Origin of the sequence: Streptomyces fructofermentans (assembly GCF_014651055.1) — a bacterium.
Lineage (GTDB): Bacteria > Actinomycetota > Actinomycetes > Streptomycetales > Streptomycetaceae > Streptomyces > Streptomyces fructofermentans.
Genome location: NZ_BMWD01000024.1, coordinates 110,782 through 131,321, shown reverse-complemented (window position 1 = coordinate 131,321; position 20,540 = coordinate 110,782). Strand labels below are relative to the sequence as shown.

The 20,540-nt window shown below is 72.1% G+C and carries 17 protein-coding genes; 9 read left to right on the top strand and 8 right to left on the bottom strand.

What is annotated here, in order from left to right; genetic code table 11:
• Positions 1–347 precede the first annotated feature (347 nt).
• A complete protein-coding gene (locus IE265_RS28515; protein WP_190038579.1) occupies positions 348–710 on the bottom strand; it encodes a hypothetical protein in 363 nt (120 codons plus the stop codon).
• A gap of 986 nt (positions 711–1,696) precedes the next feature.
• Here IE265_RS28515 and bdeA point away from each other — a divergent pair.
• The 6 genes from bdeA to IE265_RS28485 all read left to right on the top strand — a co-directional run bounded on the left by bdeA (position 1,697) and on the right by IE265_RS28485 (position 9,373).
• The gene (gene bdeA, locus IE265_RS28510; RefSeq protein ID WP_229916655.1) at positions 1,697–2,638 is read left to right on the top strand and encodes a bis(hydroxyethyl) terephthalate hydrolase; all 942 of its coding nucleotides are present in this window, start codon (positions 1,697–1,699) and stop codon (positions 2,636–2,638) included.
• A 222-nt stretch (positions 2,639–2,860) separates the two neighbouring features.
• Positions 2,861–5,875: a helix-turn-helix transcriptional regulator gene (locus IE265_RS28505; protein WP_190038577.1), complete on the top strand. Its 3,015-nt coding sequence runs from the start codon at positions 2,861–2,863 to the stop codon at positions 5,873–5,875.
• A 141-nt stretch (positions 5,876–6,016) separates the two neighbouring features.
• Complete coding sequence (locus IE265_RS28500; RefSeq protein WP_190038576.1) at positions 6,017–7,285, top strand: PucR family transcriptional regulator; 1,269 nt, start codon at positions 6,017–6,019, stop codon at positions 7,283–7,285.
• Positions 7,286–7,379: 94 nt separating this feature from the next.
• Positions 7,380–7,619: a hypothetical protein gene (locus IE265_RS28495; protein ID WP_190038575.1), complete on the top strand. Its 240-nt coding sequence runs from the start codon at positions 7,380–7,382 to the stop codon at positions 7,617–7,619.
• On the top strand, positions 7,619–7,996 hold the full coding sequence (locus IE265_RS28490) for a toxin Doc (protein ID WP_190038574.1): 378 nt from the start codon (positions 7,619–7,621) through the stop codon (positions 7,994–7,996). The genes IE265_RS28495 and IE265_RS28490 overlap by 1 nt, the downstream gene beginning before the upstream one ends.
• A 420-nt stretch (positions 7,997–8,416) precedes the next feature.
• Entirely contained in the window at positions 8,417–9,373 is a 957-nt protein-coding gene (locus IE265_RS28485; RefSeq protein ID WP_190038573.1) for a YihY/virulence factor BrkB family protein, read from the top strand.
• A 779-nt stretch (positions 9,374–10,152) separates the two neighbouring features.
• On the opposite strand, the gene IE265_RS28480 is transcribed toward IE265_RS28485, so the two are convergent.
• Complete coding sequence (locus IE265_RS28480; protein ID WP_190038572.1) at positions 10,153–11,655, bottom strand: S1 RNA-binding domain-containing protein; 1,503 nt, start codon at positions 11,653–11,655, stop codon at positions 10,153–10,155.
• 786 nt (positions 11,656–12,441) lie between these two features.
• Between IE265_RS28480 and IE265_RS28475 the strand changes: the two genes are divergently transcribed.
• The gene (locus IE265_RS28475) at positions 12,442–12,642 is read left to right on the top strand and encodes a hypothetical protein (protein ID WP_190038571.1); all 201 of its coding nucleotides are present in this window, start codon (positions 12,442–12,444) and stop codon (positions 12,640–12,642) included.
• A gap of 89 nt (positions 12,643–12,731) precedes the next feature.
• Here IE265_RS28475 and IE265_RS28470 read toward each other — a convergent pair whose 3' ends face one another.
• Positions 12,732–13,328 carry an NADPH-dependent F420 reductase gene (locus IE265_RS28470; protein ID WP_190038570.1) on the bottom strand — a complete coding sequence of 199 codons (597 nt, stop codon included), beginning with the start codon at positions 13,326–13,328 and terminating at the stop codon, positions 12,732–12,734.
• A 42-nt stretch (positions 13,329–13,370) separates the two neighbouring features.
• Positions 13,371–14,189: a 3'(2'),5'-bisphosphate nucleotidase CysQ gene (locus tag IE265_RS28465; protein ID WP_190038569.1), complete on the bottom strand. Its 819-nt coding sequence runs from the start codon at positions 14,187–14,189 to the stop codon at positions 13,371–13,373.
• 137 nt (positions 14,190–14,326) lie between these two features.
• On the opposite strand from IE265_RS28465, the gene IE265_RS28460 reads away from it, so the two are divergent.
• Positions 14,327–15,232 carry a LysR family transcriptional regulator gene (locus IE265_RS28460; RefSeq protein WP_190038568.1) on the top strand — a complete coding sequence of 302 codons (906 nt, stop codon included), beginning with the start codon at positions 14,327–14,329 and terminating at the stop codon, positions 15,230–15,232.
• Positions 15,233–15,801: 569 nt separating this feature from the next.
• Here the strand turns inward: IE265_RS28460 and IE265_RS28455 are convergent.
• Both IE265_RS28455 and IE265_RS28450 read right to left on the bottom strand, forming a co-directional pair.
• Positions 15,802–16,401 (bottom strand): hypothetical protein, encoded by a 600-nt coding sequence (locus IE265_RS28455; protein ID WP_190038567.1) that lies wholly within the window; start codon positions 16,399–16,401, stop codon positions 15,802–15,804.
• 23 nt (positions 16,402–16,424) lie between these two features.
• Complete coding sequence (locus IE265_RS28450) at positions 16,425–17,129, bottom strand: hypothetical protein (RefSeq protein ID WP_190038566.1); 705 nt, start codon at positions 17,127–17,129, stop codon at positions 16,425–16,427.
• Positions 17,130–17,646: 517 nt separating this feature from the next.
• On the opposite strand from IE265_RS28450, the gene IE265_RS28445 reads away from it, so the two are divergent.
• Entirely contained in the window at positions 17,647–18,855 is a 1,209-nt protein-coding gene (locus IE265_RS28445) for a hypothetical protein (RefSeq protein ID WP_190038565.1), read from the top strand.
• Positions 18,856–18,999: 144 nt separating this feature from the next.
• Here IE265_RS28445 and IE265_RS28440 read toward each other — a convergent pair whose 3' ends face one another.
• Both IE265_RS28440 and IE265_RS28435 read right to left on the bottom strand, forming a co-directional pair.
• Positions 19,000–19,923 (bottom strand): quinone oxidoreductase family protein, encoded by a 924-nt coding sequence (locus tag IE265_RS28440; protein ID WP_190038564.1) that lies wholly within the window; start codon positions 19,921–19,923, stop codon positions 19,000–19,002.
• Between the two features lie 106 nt (positions 19,924–20,029).
• The gene (locus IE265_RS28435; protein WP_190038563.1) at positions 20,030–20,425 is read right to left on the bottom strand and encodes a MerR family transcriptional regulator; all 396 of its coding nucleotides are present in this window, start codon (positions 20,423–20,425) and stop codon (positions 20,030–20,032) included.
• Positions 20,426–20,540: the final 115 nt, after the last annotated feature.

Below are 20,540 nucleotides of genomic sequence, written 5' to 3'. Positions count from 1 at the left end.
CCCCGGATGCGCCGGAGTACTCGAAGGACCCGGCGTGATTCGACGGACCGGGGCGGCCGAACGGCGTAAGCGGGGGAGGGACCCCTACTCGGACCCGTCCCGCCCGGCGGGGTTGCGCCGCGTTGCGCACGTTCGCGGGGTGCCCGTGCCGCGGTCGTCGCCCCTCCGTGCGTCGCCGCGAGGACCGGGGGCCTGACCGGGGCGTCGGCGGACCGCCGCACCGACGCTCGGCCGTGCCGGGCCGTGCCGGGCCGTGCCGGGCCGTGCCGGGCCGTGCCGTGCCGTCCGGGGCGGGGCGGGGCGGCGTCAATGGCCGGGTCGGGCGCCCCAGCCGGACGCCGGGCGGGTCACCGTCCCCGGGAGGCGGCGGTGTCGGTGCGGTGGTCGTAGTAGGCCCACACGGTCACGGCCACGATCGCCGTCGACGTCACCGCCACGATCCGCGGCACCCCCGAGGTGGTGTACGCGACCAGTCCGGTCGCGCCGCCGCCCGCCAGCATGATCAGCCGGCTCACGAAGTGCTCCCGGGGCGACTGCGGCTCCTCGCGGTCCTTGAGGTCGTGCAGGGCGTCGCGGGCCGGGTGCCGGGAACCGCGCCGGGCGCGGGACCGGTAGTCCAGCCCGAAGCTGATCAGCGCGTACAGCAGGATCGCGCCCAGGGCCCAGAGCCAGGCCCCGGGGGCGTCGCTCGCTCCGCGTGCCAGATACATGACACCTCTCCTCCCGATCGGCTTCCGGTTGCCCCTGAAAACCCGCGGCACACGCGTGATCCGCGAGGGCGACTCCCGAGTGCCGTGCGTCCGCAGGAAGGTGCCGGGGTCCGGGGCATCCGGGGCGGGGCGCCGGCAAGCTCCGCGCGGACGCCCCGGCGTCCGGGTACGCGAGGGAGGGCCTCGGTGTGCCGTACGGGGCGGGTCCGCCGGGGCACCGCCGCCCGCGCCACGGTTCCGGTCGCTGCCGGGGAGCCGTCGCCCCGCCGTCCGGCCCGTCGCCCAGGCGTGTCCAGCCGCTCGCCGGGCCCCGCCCGGCCTTCCGACGCGGCCCCTGCCGGTCCTTCCGGCTTGTTCCGCCTGCCCCCGCCGGGAGGGCGTGACCTTCCGTCAGGCTCGTACCCGGCGCGCGGTCCAGCGTGCGTCCGCACCTCCGTCGGTGGTGCATGACGATCCGTCAGGAGCCGTGCCAGGCTCCGGCCGGGCCTGTGTCCGTGCCTTCCGCCGGACCGCGCCCGGTCCTGCCGCCGGGCCCGTCTGCGCCGCTTCCGGGCGACCCGGCCGGCCCGTCGCCGAGCCCGCGTCCCACCTCCCACCCGGCCCCGGCGGCTCGACGAGGCGCCGCCGCGTGCCGCGCCGCCGGTACGGCCGGCCGGGCGGTCGCGGGGGCCTGCGCGGGACCCGGTGCCGGACCCCCGCGACGAGACCGGCTCGAAGCATCTGCCGGGGAGACGGGCTCGGAGCATCGGCCCCGCCCAGCGGCCCGGCGGGCCGGCCCGGCAGAAGGGCCCGGAGAGCAGACCGGCCCGGAGCACCGGCCCCGAAGACCGGTGATATTGCCGATGGCCGCACCCCCTCCCCGCCTCGACATTGGCACGGCCGACCACCGGTCGGCGCCGTCGGCAGAGCTTCCGGACATGCCACGCGGACTCCCGTGTGCCGCGCCCGGTCCGGCGGTTCGTCACGACCGAGAGGACGACTTCGTCGTGCAGCAGCACTCGCAGAACAGCTCGCTTCCCCCCGGGTCCGCACCGGCACCCCGCCGCGCCGGATGGGCCGCAAAGCGGGTCACCGGAGCCCTCGCGGCGCTCGCCGTCGTCGTGGGCCTCAGCTCCCTGGCGAGCCCCGGGGCGCACGCCGCGGACAATCCGTACGAGCGTGGCCCCGCACCCACCACGTCGAGCATCGAGGCTCTCCGGGGCTCCTACAGCGTGTCCCAGACGACGGTGTCGTCGCTGGCCGTCACCAGCTTCGGCGGCGGAACGGTCTACTACCCGACCAGCACCGCGGACGGCACGTTCGGCGCCGTGGTGGTCTCACCCGGTTACACCGGCACCCAGTCCTCGATCTCGTGGCTGGGCGCGCGCCTCGCCTCCCAGGGGTTCGTCGTCTTCACCATCGACACCCTCACGACCCTGGACCAACCCGACTCGCGCGGGCGCCAGTTGCTCGCGGCGCTGGACTACCTCACCGAGCGCAGCAGCGTACGCACCCGGGTCGACAGCACTCGGCTCGCGGTGATGGGGCACTCGATGGGAGGCGGCGGCAGTCTGGAGGCCGCGAAGTCCCGTCCGTCCCTCCAGGCGGCGATCCCGCTGACCCCCTGGAACCTGGACAAGTCGTGGCCCGAGGTCAGGACACCCACCCTGATCTTCGGAGCGGACGGCGACACGATCGCGCCCGTCTCCTCGCACTCTGAGCCGTTCTACGGAAGCCTGCCGTCGTCCACCGACCGGGCCTACCTGGAGCTCAACGGCGCCACGCACTTCACGCCGAACTCGTCCAACACGACGATCGCCAAGTACAGCATTTCGTGGCTCAAGCGGTTCGTGGACAACGACACCCGCTACGAGCAGTTCATCTGCCCGCTGCCGCGGCCGAGCACGACGATCGAGGAGTACCGGGGCAACTGCCCCCACACCTCGTGACATCGGTACGGCATGAGCTGTCGGTGGGCGGTCGCGTGCGGAACGCGGCCGCCCACCGGCGCTGTGCGGGCGCACAGACCTGCCGTGCCGCCGCTGGGCAGGGCCACACGCGAGGAACCCGGCCGGGACTGTGTCGGCGCAGGTGGGAGAGGTTGACGAGGCAACAGCCGTGGACGGACGGGCTGCTTCCGGCCCCTGGCACGCGACCGTAACGTCAGGTGGATGACCGGACGGACGAACGTGCGCCAGTCTCCCCCACTGCACGGCCGTGACGCCGAACTGGCCGCCCTGACAGCCGTGTTGGACCTGCCCGGTGCGACCGCCCGTGACGGCCGCGGGCCGGACTCCGCGGCCCGGCCCGGCGCGGACCCCGCGGCCCGGGCCGGTGCGGACCCCGCGGCCCGGGCCGGTGCGGACATCCCGTTCCGGGCCGCGGACATCGCCCGCCGGCCCGGTGCGAGCACCCCCGTGCTCGTACTGTCCGGGGATCCGGGCCTCGGCCGGACGGCCCTGGCCGAATGGGCGGTCCGGTCCTTCGACGCCGGGCCGGTGCTGTACGTCCGGGCCAGTCGCGCGGAGTCCGGACTGCCCCGGAGCGGCGCGCACGCGCTGCGGTGCGCCGCGGGCGGCCTGCCGGGCACGGGAGCCGTCGGTGTCCCGGAGCCCGGGACGACCCCCCAGTGGCTGCTCCGGCTGCTGACCGTCGCCGCCGCGGGCTCTCCTCTGCTCGTCTGCGTCGACGACGCCCACCTGTGGGACCCGCCCTCGCGCGCCGCGCTCGGCTTCGCGGCCCGGCGACTGCACGCGGCCGGACCGGTACGGCTGGTCCTCACGGTCGCCAGGCAGCACGCCGCCGACCCCGACTTCGCGGCCCTGCCCCATCTCCCGCTCGCGCCGCTGGACCCGGCCTCCGCGGACGCGCTCCTCGACGACACGTCCACAGGACCCGTCGACCCGGCCGTCCGCCGGGAGCTGCTGGAGGAGGCCGAGGGCAATCCGGCGCTGCTGCGCGCACTGGTGGACCGGCTGTCGCCCGCCGAACTGTCCGGCGAGCGGGGACTGCCCGGGCCGCTGGCCGACGCCGAGACGCTGCGGACGGTGGCCGGCGCCCACCTGTCGGGGCTCACCGCGGGCGCCGCCGACCTCCTGCTGCTGGTGGCGGCCGCGCACGAGCACGATCCCGAGGGCGGCGGCGCGGACATCGAACTCGTCCTCGGGGCCGCCGCGCGGTTCGGCCGCGCGCAGGACGCGCCGGCCCGGGACGGCATCCCGGACGTCCTGGTCATGTCCGACGGCCGGTTCCGGTTCACCAGCCCGGTGCTCCGCAGGGCCGTCCACGCCTGCGCCCGCCCCGACCGGCGGCGCGCGGCCCACGGGGCACTGGCCCACGTCCTGGAGCGCGAGGGGCACGGGCTCGTCGCCCTGCTGCACCGGGCCTGGTCCGTCGCCGGATACGCCCCGCCGATCGCCGGGCGGTTGTCCGCAGCCGCGTCGGACCCGTCCGTTCCCGCCTCCCGCCGACAGCGTTCGGCGGCTTACGCACGGGCGGCGGAACTGACGGCCGACGGGCCCGAGCGGGTGGGCCACCTGACGGCGGCGGCCGAGCAGGCGCTGCTCGCGGGCCGGGCGCGGGAGGCCAGGCACCTGGTCGGCAGGGCCCGGCACACCGCGGCCCCGGCCGTCGTCCGGGGCCGGTCCGCATGGGTCCGGGGCATTCTGGCGCTGCGTGACGGCCCCGCCGACGACGCCGGGGAGACGCTGCTCCTCGCCCGGTCCCTGCTGGCCCCCGACGATCCGGCGCGCGCCCTGCTCGCGGGCCTCGCCGCCGCGGAGGCAGCCTGGGCCACGGGCGACGCCGTGGCGTGCCTGCGCGCCCTGAACGCGGCGGACCGCACGGTCGTGCCGGTGCGGGTGCCCGCGGTCGTGGAACGGGCGCCCGCTCCCGCCGGCGCCGCGCTCGCCACGGTCGCGCACCGTACCGCCGTACGGCCGGACGCCCCCGCGCAGGGTGCCCGCGCGGCCGGGCCGTCGCTGCCGCGGGACTACCTGAACGGCATGCGGGCCATGCTGGAACGGGACTTCGTCCGGGCCGTCCCGTGGCTGCGGAGGGTTGTGGAGCACGCCTGGGAGGAGGACGCGCCCGAGCGCCTGCTGTGGTCCGGCGCCGCGGCCCTCCTGCTGGGGGAGGTGCCCGCGGCGTGCCGGATCGGCGCGCGGACGCTCGCCGCGGCCCGCTCCGTGGGGCCCACGGCCTCCGTGCCGCGGGCCCTGGAACTGCTGGCCTACGCCGAGTTGAGGACGGGCCGGCACGCGCGGGCCAGGGCGCACGCCGAGGAGGGGCTGCGTACCGCGCACCTGTACGGGCAGAGCAACGTGGCGGCGCACCACCACGCAGTGCTGGCCCTCACGGCCTCGATCGCCGACGAGCCCGACCTGGTGGCGCACCACGCGGCGGCCGCGCTCGCGACGGCACGGCGCCATGGGCTCCTGCAGGCCGCGACGCTCGCCGAATGGGCCCTGGCCCGCGCCGAACTGGGGCGCGGCCGGCCCTCCGAGGCGGCCGCCAGGCTCGGCCCGCTCGTGCGGCCCGGCCCGGACGGCGGCCACTTCGCCGTACGCATGCTGGCCATGCCGTGCTACGTGGAGGCCGCCGTGCTCGCCGGGCAGCGGGACCACGCCTCGGCCGTCGTGGACGAGTTCGCGCTGTGGGCCCGCTTCGGCGCCGACACGCAGGCACCGGCGCAGCTCGCCCGGTGCCGGGCCCTGGTGGCCGACGCGGACCGGGCCGACGCCCTGTACGAGAGCGCCCTCGTCCTGCACGCGCGGGCCGGCGGCGACTTCGAACAGGCCCGTACGCGGCTCCTGTACGGCAAGTGGCTGCGCAGGCGGCGCCGGCTCCGGGAGGCGCGCGCGTGCCTGCGGGACGCGCTGGTCGCCTTCGAGCGCTGCGGCGCCCGCATCTGGGCGGACCAGGCGCGTGCCGAACTGCGGGCGAACGGGGCGGCGCCGGCCGCGCCGAGCGCCGGCGAGCTGGAAGGTCTCACCCCGCAGCAGCTGCGGATCGCGCGCTGTGTGGCCGAGGGAGCGACGAACCGGGAGGTGGCCCTGTACCTGTCCGTCAGCCCCCGCACGGTCGACTATCACCTGCGGAAGGTCTTCGCCGTACTCGGCGTCCGCTCCCGCGTCGAACTGTCGCGGATGGTCGAACAGGCGGAAAAGAACGGTGCACAGCTCTAGGGACCGACCGGACGGTATGTCATTCTACGGGGCAGGACGGGACCGGTGCCGATCACCATGAGGACCTGCGGCCGCCCAGCGGCCGTGCGCAGGGTCCGACGTGAGAGCGCCGCCACGGAGCCGACGCCCCGGGAGAACGTGATGCATCACGCCGTACGGTCGCGAGTTGCGGTGAAGCACGGACCGCCGACTGTCGTGCCGACGCACGGTCTGCGAGGGCGGTCCCTGGTCGACGCCGACGCCCTGCGCGTGCTCCACCGGTCCGCCCGGGTGCTCCTCAACAACCTGCCCGAGCTCACCGACCGCCTGGTGGCGGTGCTGCGCGAACGGGAGCCCGCGTACCGCGCCACCCTGGAGAGCGAGCCCGCGGCGACCTGGCAGGAGGTGCACCGTTCGCTGCGCCACAGCGTGAGTTCGCTCCTCGACCCGCGCAACGCCCGCGACGAGGCGCTGCGCTGCTCCTGGCGGATCGGCGCCTCGCGTGCCGAGCAGGGGCTGCCGCTGGACGCGCTCCTGCACGCCTTCCGGCTCGGCGGTTCGCTGATCTGGCAGGTGCTGGTCGAGGAGACGTCCCGTACCGCGCCGGAGGACGTGCGGCTGCTCGTGCACGTCGCGGCCGACGTGTGGAACTTCGTCGACGAGCACTGCACCCTCGTGGCGGAGGCCTACCGGAAGGTGGAGCGGCAGCAGGCCTGGCGGCAGGAGCACCGGGTGCGCCTGCTCACCGCCGCCCTGCTCGACGGGACGAGCCGCATCGCCGACGTGGCCGAGACGGCCGCCGCGCTCGACCTGCCCGAGCAGGGCCGGTACGCGGTGGTCGCGGTCGGGACGGGCCGGCAGGCGGGCGGCGCGTCCACCCGGGCCGCGGTCGTGCCCGGCGACGTGCGGGTGCACTGGCACACCGGGGTCGACGTCGACCACGGCATCGTCCTGGTCGGCGACGAGGACCTGCCCGAGCCCGCCGTGCGGCTGTGCAGCCCGGCGGGCGCGCGGGTCGGCATCGGCCCCGTCGTGGTGGGGCTGGCCGCGGTGGGGGACGCCCGGAGGCTGGCGGACATGGCCCTGAGCATCTGCCCGGACGGCGGAGGCACCGTACGGCTGACGGAGCAGCTCCCGGCGGCCATGGTCATGTCCTGCCCCGAACTGGGCAGGGCCCTCGCGGCGGAGGTGCTGGGCCCGCTGCTGCGCCTCGAGCCGTCCGACCGGGACATCCTGCTCGACACCCTGGAGGTGTGGCTCGACTGCGACGGATCGGCGCAGCGGGCGAGCGTCCGCCTGTACTGCCACCGCAACACGGTCCTGAACCGGCTGAAGCGCTGCGAGCAGCTGACCGGACGCTCCCTGGCCCGCCCGGCCGACATGGTCGAGTTCAGCCTCGCGCTCACGGCCCGCCGCCTGCTGCGCGACTGACGGCCCGGCGGGTGTGCGTGCCCCCGCCGGTGGGCCCGGAGACGGATCGCGCATCCCGCTCGCCTCGCCGGTACCAACTAGGTACCCTCGAGGCATGCCATCACTGAACGTGTCGTTCACGGACGAGGAGCTCGAAGGCGTGCGGGCCGCGGCCGCGGCCGAGGGCAAGAGCCTCAAGCAGTACCTGCACGACCTCGGTGTCCGCGAGATGCAGCGGCGCCAGTTCGTGTCGGGCGCCGCCGCGTGGGCCGACCGGCTGCGCGGCGAGTTCGACGACGCCTTCCCCGACGAGGTGCCGCCGTCCGAGCGCCACGGCGGGTCCGCGGCCGCCTGATGGTCTTCCACGTCGACGTGTCCTGGCTGCTCGACGTCCAGGAGGTCGCCCTGGGCCAGGAGGACATGTCCGTCGCGGACTACTCGGCGCTCGTCGCCGCCGTCGCACGGCACCGGACGAGACTGCCGACGCTCGCGGCGGCGGACCCGGACCCCGCCTGGCGCGCCGCCGCCCTGATGCACACCATCGTGCGGCTGGAGCCGCTGCCGCACCGCAACAGCCTGTACGCCGCGTTCGTCGCCGCCCAGTACATGGACCAGTCGGGCGAGGGCATGGACCCTCCCTACGGCGCGCTGTCCGACCTGGTGCGCACGATCCGCGACACGCGTGCGGAGGTCCGGGACGTCGCCGACCGGCTGCGGTCCTGGAGAGTGTGAGGCGGACTTCCGCCGCCGGCCCGATCACCCGTCCCCACGCCGCCTCCCCGACGGAGGCCGCGTACCGCTCGGCCGCGCCGCGAGCCCGTGACGCCGCACACGGACGCCCGCGAAGAGGAGTTTCCGGGGAAAGTCCGGGAATCCGCACCACAGGAGCGACTTCGCGACGCCCGGTCCCGGCAGGGACCCGCGCGGAACGCGGAGCGCGGGAGCACGAGAAGGAGGCATTCACCGGTACGCGGGCGGAGTGACAACGGCTCGGGGCGGGCATTCCCCCCGCCGTGACCAGGTACGTCCGCCGGTGAGAGGCGAACGGTGAACAGATCGCTCTTCGAGTGGAGAACCGGATGACACCCCCGCCGCAGCGCGGTACCCACCTCAGGCATGTGCGCCCCTGCGCACGGCCGGGGGAGGCCACCCATGTCGGCTGAACCCGCCGCCGGACGCCCCCGGGGCCTCGGACACGCGTCGGTCGGCCCCTCCGCGGGCCCGGGCACCGGCCGCCGTGCCGCTCCCGGGCCCCGCTCCGAATGGGCCGTCGCGCTGCGCCGCACCCCCGTGTCGATGTGGAACGACGACGTCTCCGACTGGGCCGCGGCCCTCACCTACTACTCCATCCTGGCGCTCCTCCCGGCCATGCTCGTCACGGTGACCGCCTTCGGCCTGATCAGCCCGGACACCGCCGAGGGCTTCGCGGAGCATGTGACGGCCTACGCCCCCGGGGAGTCCTCGGCCCAGCTCCACCACGTCCTGGAGGGCATGCTGCGCGAGCGCTCCGCGGCGTGGACCGTGCTCGTCGCGGGCTCGGGCAGCGCCCTGTGGTCGGCCTCCAACTACCTGGCCGTCTGCCGCCGCGCGCTGCACCGCATGCACGGCGTAGAGGACCACCGCTCGGCCCTGCGGACCGCCCACCGGCTCCTGTTCACCGCTGTGGCCCTGCTCGTCCTGCTCGTCATCAGCGCGGCGACGCTGCTGCTGACGGGCCCGCTGGCCGAGGCCATCGGCGGCCTCGTCGGACTCGGCCACACCGCCGCCGTGGTGTGGAGCGTGCTGAAGTGGCCCGTCCTGGTCGCCCTCGTCACCCTGCTGGTCGTGGTCGTTTTCCACACCGGCCCGCCGCCCGCCCGCCGGCGCCGCCACAGCCTGCCCGGCGGTGTCCTCGCCGCCGGCCTGTGGCTGGTCACGTCGGCCGGGTTCGCGCTGTACGCCTCCTCGCTCAGCACCTACAGCGAGGTGTACGGCTCGCTCGCCGGCGTGGTCGTCTTCCTCATCTGGCTGTGGCTGTCCAACCTCGCGCTGCTGGCGGGCGCCCAGTTCACCGCCGAACTGCGGGCGCTCAGGGAAGCGCGCCACCTCAGGGTGGAGAAGGCCTGCTGAGCGAGGCGTACGGAACGTGGCACGCGATCCGGCGCCGGGCGCGGAACGCTCGACGGCCATCGGGACGGTCGACGGAGCGGCCGGGCGGACCTGCGGCCGGCGGTCCCGACGCCGCGATCGGCTGTTCGGCCGGCGGAGTTCTGCCGTGACGGCGTGACGGCGTGACGGCGTGACGGCGTGACGGCGTGACGGCGCGACGGTGCCGGCGGTGCCGGCGGCCCGGGAGCCCGCTGAGCCGGCCGGATGCGTCGTACGCGTCCTAGGTCCGCAGGTCCTTCTGTCTGGCTTCCCGTTGGCGGGAAGTGATCCGGAGCAGGGGCAGCAGTTCCTGCTGGATCACGCTGCGGAGCATGGGAAATGGGTGCTCTACACGCCTGACGACTCGCTTTCCCTGACTGATCTCGCGGTTCTTCTGCGCTCGCAGCAGGTCGGTGCAGCGCGCCTGATACGTCCGCTGTTCGTGAAGGAGGAGTGGTTGGATTCGCAGTGCTTCCGGGACCACCTTCCGCTGGAAGGCGCCTCAGGCTGAGTGCAGGGTCTGGTGAACGACGCCAGACCCTGCACCAGACCCCTCATCCGTGCCGCGCGGGGGTGAGACTTGTCCACGCCCGCTCGAACTGCCTGCCAAGCGGGAGGAGATCTACGAGGCGCTCGACGCCTGGTGGCGGTAAGCCCGGGAAGCAGCGGACACGGCCCTGTTCTCCTGAGGCCGCCGCGAAGCGACAAAGTTGCTCTACGCGATCATGCTCCATTCGGCCCGTACCGGATTCCTCGTGTCGTCAGGCACGCGGCTGACTTTGTGTACCAGAGGTACCAGCCTGGACATGTGACAGGGCGATACGACGACGCGCGAGATCGACGTCGATGATCTTGACAGTGAGGGCGTCGCCGACCTCGGCGACGTCTCTGGTCGATTCATCCAGCTCGCTGGTGTGCACGAGCCCCTGGAAGCCGTCCTCCCGGTCTTCGATGCGGACGAAGACGCCGAACGGCACGATCTTGGTGACCGGCCCGATGACCACCTCGCCGATCCTCTGCGCTACCTGCGGCCAGGGGTCTTCCTGCACTGCTCGGAGCGACAGCGGTACCCGTTCCCGGACCATGTCGACGCCGAGGACCTCGGCTGTGACCTCCTGGCCGACGTTGACGACGTCGGACGGGTGGTTGAGGGGACGCCAGGACAACTCCGGGATGTTGATCATCGCGGTGAAGCCTCCGATGTCCACAAAGGTGACGCCGAAGCTGGCGATGGACGTCACCGTGCCGGTGACGAGCTGGCCGCGCCTCAGGGTCTTCAGGAATGCCCAGTCCCGGTCGCTGGGTGTCGGCTCGGTCTGCCAGCGAGCGCGCAGGACACCGTCGCTGTCGGGCAGCACAGCTGTGAGCAGCGGGAGATCTTCACCGGCATACATGGATACGACGCCAGCAGCACGCGCGGTGGCGAGCTGGGAGGTCACTGCCTCGAACTGGGTCTCGTCCACGACCGTGCTCGTGATCTGCCCGTCCTCGTCCTCCCAGACGATCTCCACGAGGCCTTCATCGGGCAGAGCGGCCACGGCCGTGTCGACGTCGGTGAGAAGGTCCGGCCAGACCGCCAACTGGGAGCGTGGGGCCAGCTTGGAGCGCACGGTCTCGATGGTGTCGCGGGTCAGGCGGTGCCACCGGGAGGCGTTGACGGCGACCTCCTCCAGGAACACCGCGCGGTGGGTACTGACGGTCCAGTGCAGGCGGGCCCAGAAGTCGGCGTCGGCCGGGCGCTGCACGTACGCCGGGTCGTCGGGGGCGAAGTCGTACGGTGAGGCGTCCACGCGTTCCGGGAACAGGCCGAGCGTGCGGGTACGGGCCAGTGCGGGTTCGCAGGGCAGCTTGCTGCCGATGTAGAGGTACTGGTCCCAGCCGACGTGCACGGTGAACGCTCCCCCCGCCTCCAGGCGACACCAGGCACCGTTGTCGCGAAGCATGGCCCGGACGAGCTCCAGGCCGACGCCGATCGGCACCAGAGCGCCGTCGTGGAACCCGGCCGGCCCGGCCGGGAACAGGCCGGTCAAGCCGTAGCCGTCGACCTGTGGCTCCAGGCCGAAGTGGACGAAGCCTCCGATCTGTGGCTCGCGGATCTCCAGCCGATCGATGCCTGCCGCCTCCGCGAAGGCGGCGATTGCCGCCAGATAAGCCTCCTCAACCGGCCCGTGGTCACTGACCGTGTCCTCGGCACCGGTGTAGTGACCGCGCTCGTCCCGGTCGGCGGGGTCGTATTTGGTGATCCGATAGACGAACGGCCGCACGCTGCTCCCTGGGTGGGCTGAAGGGGTTCCCAGCGTAGGTTCCGCTGCCCAGGCCGAGGTCAGCATTTTCGGGGAGCAGCCCATGTCACCTCCGCTGAGCGCCCTCTGCTCGCCAAGTGGAATGCACACCCACGACAGGTCCGGTGGTCACTGAACACGTCCGGTGCACAGTCACATCCCGGTTCCGGTTGCTGCGGGAGTCGCACCCCTCGCGTGTTCGAATTCTAGTTCGATGTTGTGGGTGGGGAGAGGCGGTGGGTGCCATGGTGGCAGGAACTGCAATGAGAGGGCCGAGCGTGATGCATGTGCGCTGCCCCGACCGGCTGCCCGAGGACCGCTACCGGGAGGTCCTCGAACTGCTCGCGGACCTCTCACCAGTCGTCCAGGCACTGCCGCCGTCCGCGGCGCTGGTGGAACTGAAGGGCGCGCTGCGCTGCCCCAATCCCTGCCGCCCTTCACCCGGGAGCGCTAGGTGCCCTACGCGTCGTAGGGCGGCTCGCCGCTCCGCTCCCGCAGTGACCGGCACGCGGGCGCCCCTGAACACTGCCGGTATCCAGCAGTGTGGGCGAAGGACGGGGCGGGGCAGCATGGTCCGGGGGGAACGCGGCGCCCGGGTTCGGTCCCGGGCCTCGGCAGTTCGCCGTGCCCGGGCGCGGCGGCACCGGAGAGGGCCTGGCGCAACGATGCATGTCGGGCGGGCCCGCTGCTCCCCTCACCCGCCTGCTCGTCCACCCGCCTGCCCGTCCGTACGAGCGCTCGGCACGCGACCGGGCGAAAGGAGCCGTGATGGTCCACCTCCTGCTGCCCGCCCTGGCCGCCGTCCTGGTGATCGCGGCCGCGACGGCCGTTCTGGTCCGCAGGGACCGCAGGCGCATGGACCCCGGCGCGGACACCCTGCGGATCGAGGTGACCGCCACCCGCGGCGTCCGCGACGCGCGACGGCGGGCCGCCGCGTACGGGCACCGCTTCCTGCGCGACAGGGACTGACGGCGTCGTCACCGCGAGCGCGACGGCCGTGGGACGGGCCCGGCTCCGCCGTATGGGGCAGCCGCCCGGGAGCGGCGCACATGTGCGGATCAGCGGGCCACCGAGATGGCGAAGGGCGCGAATCCGCTGGACCGGATCACGTGCGGTACGAAGAGGATCGCGGCCTCCGTGGCACGGGCGGTGCGGATTCCGCCCAGATCGGTGATCCACTCCTCGCGCCAGCCGAGGTCGACGAGCAGCTCGCGGACGGTCTGCTTGGCCTGCTGGTTCTCGCCGGAGAGGAAGGCGTCGGGCGCCTGTGCGAGCGTGGCCGGCGCGGTCATCACCGGGTGGAGCATGGTGTTCAGCGTCTTGACGACGTGCGTCTCGGGCAGCGCCTCCTGGAGTTGCTCGCCGAGGCTGGAGCCGTGGTGGAGCAGGTCGGCGGGCAGTCCGTCGGGTCCGTCGACCGTGGCGTTGGAGACGTCGACGAGGACCTTTCCGCGCAGTTCCGCCCGCAGGGCGGCGAACCGGTCCAGCGAGCCGGCACCCGGGGTGGCGTTGATGACGACCTCGGCGGTCCGGGCGGCGTCGGCGGCGGTGCCCGGCGTGCGGTCCGCGACGGTCACCTCATGCCCCGCCCGAGCGAGAGCTGCGGCCAGGCTGCCGCCGACGCGGCCGTTTCCGACAACGGCGATCTTGGTCATGGTGATCCGGTCCTTCCGTGGGAGACAGGTTGTGGTGCGCGGTCAGCGCGAGAGCGTGGCGACGGCGCCGGCGTGGATGCCGGGCGCGGCGGCGAGGAAGCTCTCGCTCCGCGGTGTCCAGGGGCGCCCCTCGGCGTCGGAGATCCGTCCGCCCGCCTCGGTGACGAGCAGCGCCCCGGGCAACAGGTCCGCGCGGGCACCGGCGAACTGCCAGAACGCGTCGATGCGTCCGGCGGCCACGTTCAGCAGGTGCAGGCTCGCGGGTACGGAGGTGCGGACGACGAGCGCGTCGAAGAGCATCGCGGTGATCGAGGAGCCGACGCGTTGCACGACCTTCTCGTCCTCGTCCGGCCGGGCCTGGCTGGTGGCCACGATGCCCAGGACGAGGTCGGCGGTGCGGGAGACGTGCAGCGGCCGGCCGTCGACGTGCGCGCCGGCGCCCGCGAGCGCGGTGTAGGTCTCCCCGGTCAGCGGCAGGTGGACCGCGGTGAGCACCGGCCGGTTCTCGCGCACGAGGGTGGCGGTGACGGCCCACTCCGGCAGGGCGTGCAGGTGGTTGACGTTGCCCTCGGCCGGATCCACGACCCACCATTCGCCGGCCGGCAGCGCCCCGCCGTCCAGCTCGTCCTCCACCCAGCCGGCGTCCGGGCGCAGGTCCGTGAGACGGGGGCGCAGGATGTCGAGGGCGGTGTCGTCGTTGGCGGCGAGGGCGCGCATCAGCTCTTCGCGGGTCCTGTGAGGGACGACGTCCCCGAAGCGCTCGCGCAGCGCCGAACCGGCGGCGCGTACGGCGGTCACGGTCCGGGCGAGCAGGTCGGCGTCGGAAACGGGAACGGCAGGGCTCAGAGGCGTTTCGGACATGGTGGAACTCCCGTGTGAGGAGGGGGGATTGGGCCGGTCGGGACAGGCGGTGCGCGCCGTCCCGCTCTCTGCTTTCGAAGGTATAGAGCCCCACCATTAACTTCAAATGCATGTCAAGCACGTCTAGGATTACTCGCATGCAATTGGATTTGAACCTGCTCGCCGCGCTCGACGCGCTGCTGGAGGAGGGGAGCGTGGCGGGGGCGGCCGCTCGTCTGCATGTCACGGCCCCCGCGATGAGCCGGAGTCTGGGCCGGATCCGGCGCACGACCGGGGACCAGATCCTGGTGCGCACCGGCCGCACGATGACCCCGACGCCGTACGCGATCGCCGTCCGGGAGCAGGTGCATGAGCTGCTGCACCAGGTGCAAGGGGTGCTGGCGCCGAGCCGTGAACTCGACCTGGCAACGTTGGAGCGCACCTTCACACTCCGCTGGCACGACTCCCTGGTCGCTCTGAGCGGCCCCGCACTGCTCGCGGCCGTCCGCGCACAGGCGCCGGGCGTGCGGCTGCGCTTCGTTGCGGAGGCGAGCACCGACACGCCCGAACTGCGGCGCGGCGAGGTCGACCTGGAGGCGAACGCCAACCGTCCGAGCGCGCCGGACGTGCACGCCGAGCACGTGGGCGAGACCCGCCTCGTCGTCGTCATGAGGCAGGGGCACCCCCTCGCCCGTGTCAGGACCCTCACCGCGAAGGGGTACGCGGCAGCCGACCACGTCACCGTTTCGCGACGCGGAAACCTCACCAACGCGCTCGACGACGCTCTCGCGGGGCTCGACCTCGTACGCCGTGTGGTGGCGACCGCCCCCACGGAAGCAGCCGCGTTCGCGTTCGCGCGCGACTCGGATCTCCTGATCAGCGTCCCCGAGGCCACCACGCGCTCCGCGGTCGCCGACCTCGGCCTAATCGCGCTGCCCCTGCCGATCGAACTGCCGTCGGCACCGGTCTATTTGTCGTGGCACCAGCGCTACGAAACCGATCACGCCCACGCCTGGCTGCGCGGGCTGGCACGATCCGCGCTGGCCGTGTGCGGAGAGTCGTAGGCCGCACCCCCTGTGCCTGCCTGTTGGTGGGGGATGTGACTGCTGTGGCAGGTGGACTGGGACTGCCGCACATGCTGTGAGAACGTCGATGAGCCTCACCGGATGGCCGTTGAGGTGGGAATTGGGTGGCGCTGAATTCAAAGCGCACCGACTCTTTGCGGTGCACAGCGTCACCGCCCCCAAGTCCGCTGCCCATGACATCAGTTGGGCCGTCGTCGTTGAAGCCGACGATCATCTCCGGCTCGGCGATGGTCTCGTCCTTGAACTCGACCGAGCGGATGATGTGAGGCATGACGCGGTCCGCGTCCATGGTGCCGCGCTGCTGCGGGCCGGCGAGTCGAGTCGCTGTTGGCCGCGGAGCGGCTGACATAGGCGGGGCCGGTCTGCGAACTGGTTGGCGACAGGTTCCGTGCGCTGGGGTGCCGAACGCTTGGCAACCTGCGTGGGTGACGCGGGGCGGGGCGCCGGCCCAATGCCCCGCCCCGCCCTGGTGGACTCATCTTGCGTGCAGAAAACGGGCTTGTGAGGGATCGCAGCCCTCGGCGCACCTTCTCCGAACTGCTGTCAGATCAGATCGTCGGGGTGTCGTCGACGTTCTCCTCGTGTGGTTCGACGATGAACTTCCAGCCGGCGCTGGGCTCTATGAACCGCACCCGGGTGGGGTAGATGTCCAGGGCGCGGCGGTCGCGGTTCTGGCCGCTCGTGCCCTTGCGCCCGCGGGCCGGCTCTTCGTACAGGTCGACCTTGACGTCCGGCACCGCCACGACTTCCTCGTTCCAGCGCTGAACGATTCCCGCGCCGAATGCTTCCCTTGCAGCGGTGTAGAGCGACTCCAGAGATTCCTTGGTCCCGTTGGGCACGAAGAGAGCGAGGTTCAGGAGGACGCCGGCACTCTGGAGAACCTCGATTTCTTCCCCGGCCTTGTCGGCAACCCAGATCCCGCGCTCTTCTGCATTGCCGGGAAGAACGTGAATTTCCTTACCGAAAATTGTCCTTGCGACGAAGGAACCACCATCGAAGTACTTCCCCGGCTTCGTGAGGAAGGCAGGAGCGAAGCAGTCGAGAGAAAGATCGTCCAGCTCTGCCGAGACGTAGATTTCCTCCTGGAGGCCCAATTCTGAAACTTCTTCGGCTGTAAGACGTCGAGCCGTAACCTTCTCGGTGTTCACGCTATTTCTCCTTCTTTGCATGGTCATGGACAGTCCGCAGATCCACTGCTCGCAGCCTGGCCACGGCTCCACACGTAGGCCCGGGTTGGGGCCGAGGCGAGTGGTGTCGATGGCTGAGCGCGTTGCTTCAGATCGCCGCCCCGCACAAGATCGCAGACGCCGGACCCGGGCGGCAAATCTTCGTGGGAAAGGCGAAGATGACAGCATCGCATCGGGACACTGCGGGCTTCCCGATCCGCCCCTCTGTTCAGGACACCCGCTCGCGTGGACCTGTTGGGCTGTATCGGTTTGTCGGTTTTGATTCTTCGACGTGGATGAGTCGGCACGTGGAGCCTCGATAACGGCCGGTTGGTCTGCGTGAGCAGTCCCGGCGCCGATATCAGGTGACTGTGCTGCCTGGAGTGAATGAGTACGAGACAGGCGGATTGGGCGATACGGTCGCGGCCTGGGAAAAGGGGGCGCTCATCCGGCTTGTGGGTCATGGCCCGGTGGAACGACTTCTTGACGCAAGCGCGGCGGCCCTTGAGTGAACCGGGGAAGCCGTCGGGGTGGTACTTCAGCCGGAGGATCCGCCGACCGACCTCCGTGGTGACCCGCACGTCGATGCCGTCATCGCCGCCGCGCTCGTTGACCACGATCGTCAGCCCGCTGCCGTCGAACATCCGAAGCGGCGCCTCGACATGCCGGTCAAAGCCCGACTGCCCGATGCGGTCCCACTCGATAGTCACGTCACTCACCTCCCTCCAGCATCGTTGCACGGGGGTACGACAACGAGGCGGAACGAGCTGCCGAGGCACAGTGGTTGGGCGTATTGCCCGTGCGGCAGTCGTCGTCGCGCCGCCCGGCCCTCACGCGGGACCGGCCGGATCCATGTGAGCAACGTCCGCAGAACCAAGCCCGCGATCCGCCTCTCACGGTGCCACCCCCCGAACCGTCCTGATGCCAGCGCGTATCTCACTGCGGCACATACAGAGCTCGGGCCAACTGTCTTCGACGGGCAGATAACGATCTTCGACGATCGTGCCCTGGTGTCCTGCTGATTCAGCAACCATCAATGCCTGGTACTCACCGCTCCGGCAAACAGCTCTCATCGACGCGGCCGGCGAGAGAGATGATGGTGTCCCCGGGGCCATACCGAACGAGGCGGCGACGAGAGTGACGTGGTGGTGCCGGCCCTCCCAGGTGCGGCGCGCGCTGCGGGCCGCCGGCCTGCCATGACGTGACTGGGAACGGTGGAGGAGGGCCATGTCGGAGTACCAGCACTACCAGTTCGAGGCCGACACCCCGCTGACCGACGAGCAGCTCGCGCAGATCCGCGCACTGACGACACGCGCGAGCCTGACCCGGCACAGTTTCGTGAACACCTACAGCTGGGGCGACTTCAAGGGCGACCCCCGGCTGCTGGTGGAGACCCACTACGACGCGCATCTCCACTTCGCGAACTGGGGCACCCGGCGGCTGATCCTGCGCTGGCCCGCCACCGTCCTGTCCCTGGACACTGCCCGGACGTACTGCGCCGCCGGCTCGGCGGAGGCTTGGGAGAGCAATGGATACGTCGTTCTCGCCCTGGAGTCCGATCCCGAGGACGACATCGAGGACTTCAACGACCTCTTCGGCACCGACGAGGATGACCTGCACGAGGACGGGGATCGGGACGAGCAGTGGCTGCCCTCCATCGCCCGCGCCCGTCGGCAGGTCGCCGAGGGAGACCTGCGTCTGCTCTACCTCGCGTGGCTGCTGCGCGCACACCACGGCGAACTCGACGACGACGACCTGGAACCCGCCGTGCCACCAGGACTGGCCGACCTGCCCGAGCCCCTGGCCGACCTCGCCACGTTCCTGCGCATCGACGAAGACCTCATCACGGCCGCTGCCGAGCACGCACCCCCGCCGGCCCGCCCCACACTCGCCGACCACCAGGCATGGACCGCCGCCCTCGGCACGCAGCAGAAGGACACCGTCCTCGCCCAGCTCGGCCACGACGGCGATCCTCACCTCCTCTCCGGGCCGCGCCGCCGCTTCCTGGAAAGCCGACCGCCCAGCCGCCCCGCTCTCCGCACCGTTGCCGAACTCTTCGCCGCGGTCCCTGTCCGGAAGCGGCTGCGTATCGCCCGCCAGGACCAACGGGAGGCCGAAGAACGCGAAAGAGCGGTGCGGCAGGCGCTCGAGGCCCAGGACCGGCGGCTTGCCGACCTGCAGCACGATCCAGAGACGGCCTGGCACCGCGTGGGAGAACTCATCTCACAGCGAGGAACCCGCCATTACCCGGAGATCGTCCGCCTCCTGGGAGACCTGGCCGCCCTCGCCGACCGGGACGCCACGACCGGCGCATTCGCGGAGCGCTACGCCCGGTTCATCGCTGCTCACCGGACGAAGAAGGCCCTATTACGCGATTTGAGAGCCGGGGGACCTGCCTGCACCGCCCTCATAGCCCTCACCTCCGCGGCGGACTGAACCCCTGGCACCGACCCGTCCTGCGGCATGGCTACGGTCCCGTCGGCACTCGTCCACCGGTTCGTGAGCAGGAACAGCCTCGCGGGGCGTGGGAGCCGTCAGTCCGCGGGCGGACCTCGAAGGCATCAGGAGGCCGGGCACCTCTCACGTCACCTTGATGACAACCTTGCCCGAGGTGTGACCGTTCTCGACCGCGGCGAGAGCGGCCGGGGCGTCGGAGAGCGGATGGACTGCGGTGATCACCGGTGCGAGGACGCCGTCGAGGGCCAGCCGGGCCGACCGCTCCAGGTTCTCGCGGTCGACGCGACGCTCGACGAAACGCCCACCGAGATCGGACACGGACATATCGCCCACAGCGATGACGTTGCGGGGATGCCGGGCCAGCGGAGCGACCCTCCGTAGTGAGGCGCCTCCGACCATGTCGACGATCCCGTCGAAGCCGTCCGGAGCCAACTCGCGTGCCGCGGCGGCGACGTCCTCGGCGGTGTAGTCGATGAACCGCACCCCGACGGCCTCGGCGTGCTTGCGTTTGGCAGTACTCCCGGTGCCGATCACACGCAGCCCGTGTCCGACAGACAGCTGGGCTACGGCGAGGCCCACCCCGCCTCCGACTCCGTTGACCAGAACCGTGGCACCGGTCGGGAGGCCGAGCTGGTCGAGCACGTCGATCGCGGTCGTCCCGGCCACTGGCAGCGTTGCCGCCACGGTCGCGGACAGACCCTCCGGGATGCGTGCGGTGTTCGGCGCGGACAGCACCGTCATCTCGGCGTACGTGCCGCCACCGGTGAGTGCGAAGCCGAAGACCGCGTCGCCCACCTCGAGTCCGTTGACGTCCTCGCCCCGGGCGAGAACGGTTCCGGCTGCCTCCATGCCCAGGACACGGGGAAACGGACGCCCGCCGTCGAGCCCGTCGACCAGACCTGAGCGCAGAAGGTGGTCGAGGGGATTCACGCCGGCGACGTCGACCCGGATCAGCACCTCACCGCGACCGGGTTCGGGATCGGGACGGTCGAAGAACTCCTGCACCTCGGGCCCGCCATGCCTGCTGAAACCCCATGCCTGCCCCATTTTCCGCTGCCTCCCGTACAACCGACCCGGTGATTCCGGGCGTTGTCGCCATCCTCACCTCTGACATTGATGTCAGGGGCAACCGGCTGAGATGCAGATCACAGCATCAGGTCGACTCCACCGTCGGTTCCGGGGCCATGGACAGCTCCGCCCGGTGCCGGCTGTTGGCCCCAATCAGCACGTCGAGTGCGTCCCGGGTCTCGATCAGGTGCGCGATGTCGGCGTCGATCCGGTCGCGCTCGCGCATCATCGCCGTGAACGTCTCCTCGGCGACGCCCAGGTCACCCGGGATGTCCACGCACGGCAGCACAGTCGCGATCACCCGGCTGGTCATCCCCGCGTCGAACAACTGCCGGATGAGCGACACGCGCTGGACCGCAGTCTCGGAATAGTGGCGCTGCCCCGCCTCGGAGCGAGAGCTGGTCAGCAGGCCCTGATCTTCGTAGTAGCGCAGTGAGCGCGGACTCACGCCCGTGCGCTGCGCCAGTTCGCCTATCCGCATCCTTGAAGCGTACGTCCGCCGACGAGTCCTGCGGACGGCGTCGCGCCGCCGGGCGGGCCGCCCTATGGCGCTTGCGTGCGGTTACGTGTCGGCGGTTTCGTCGTGGGGGTTCGGC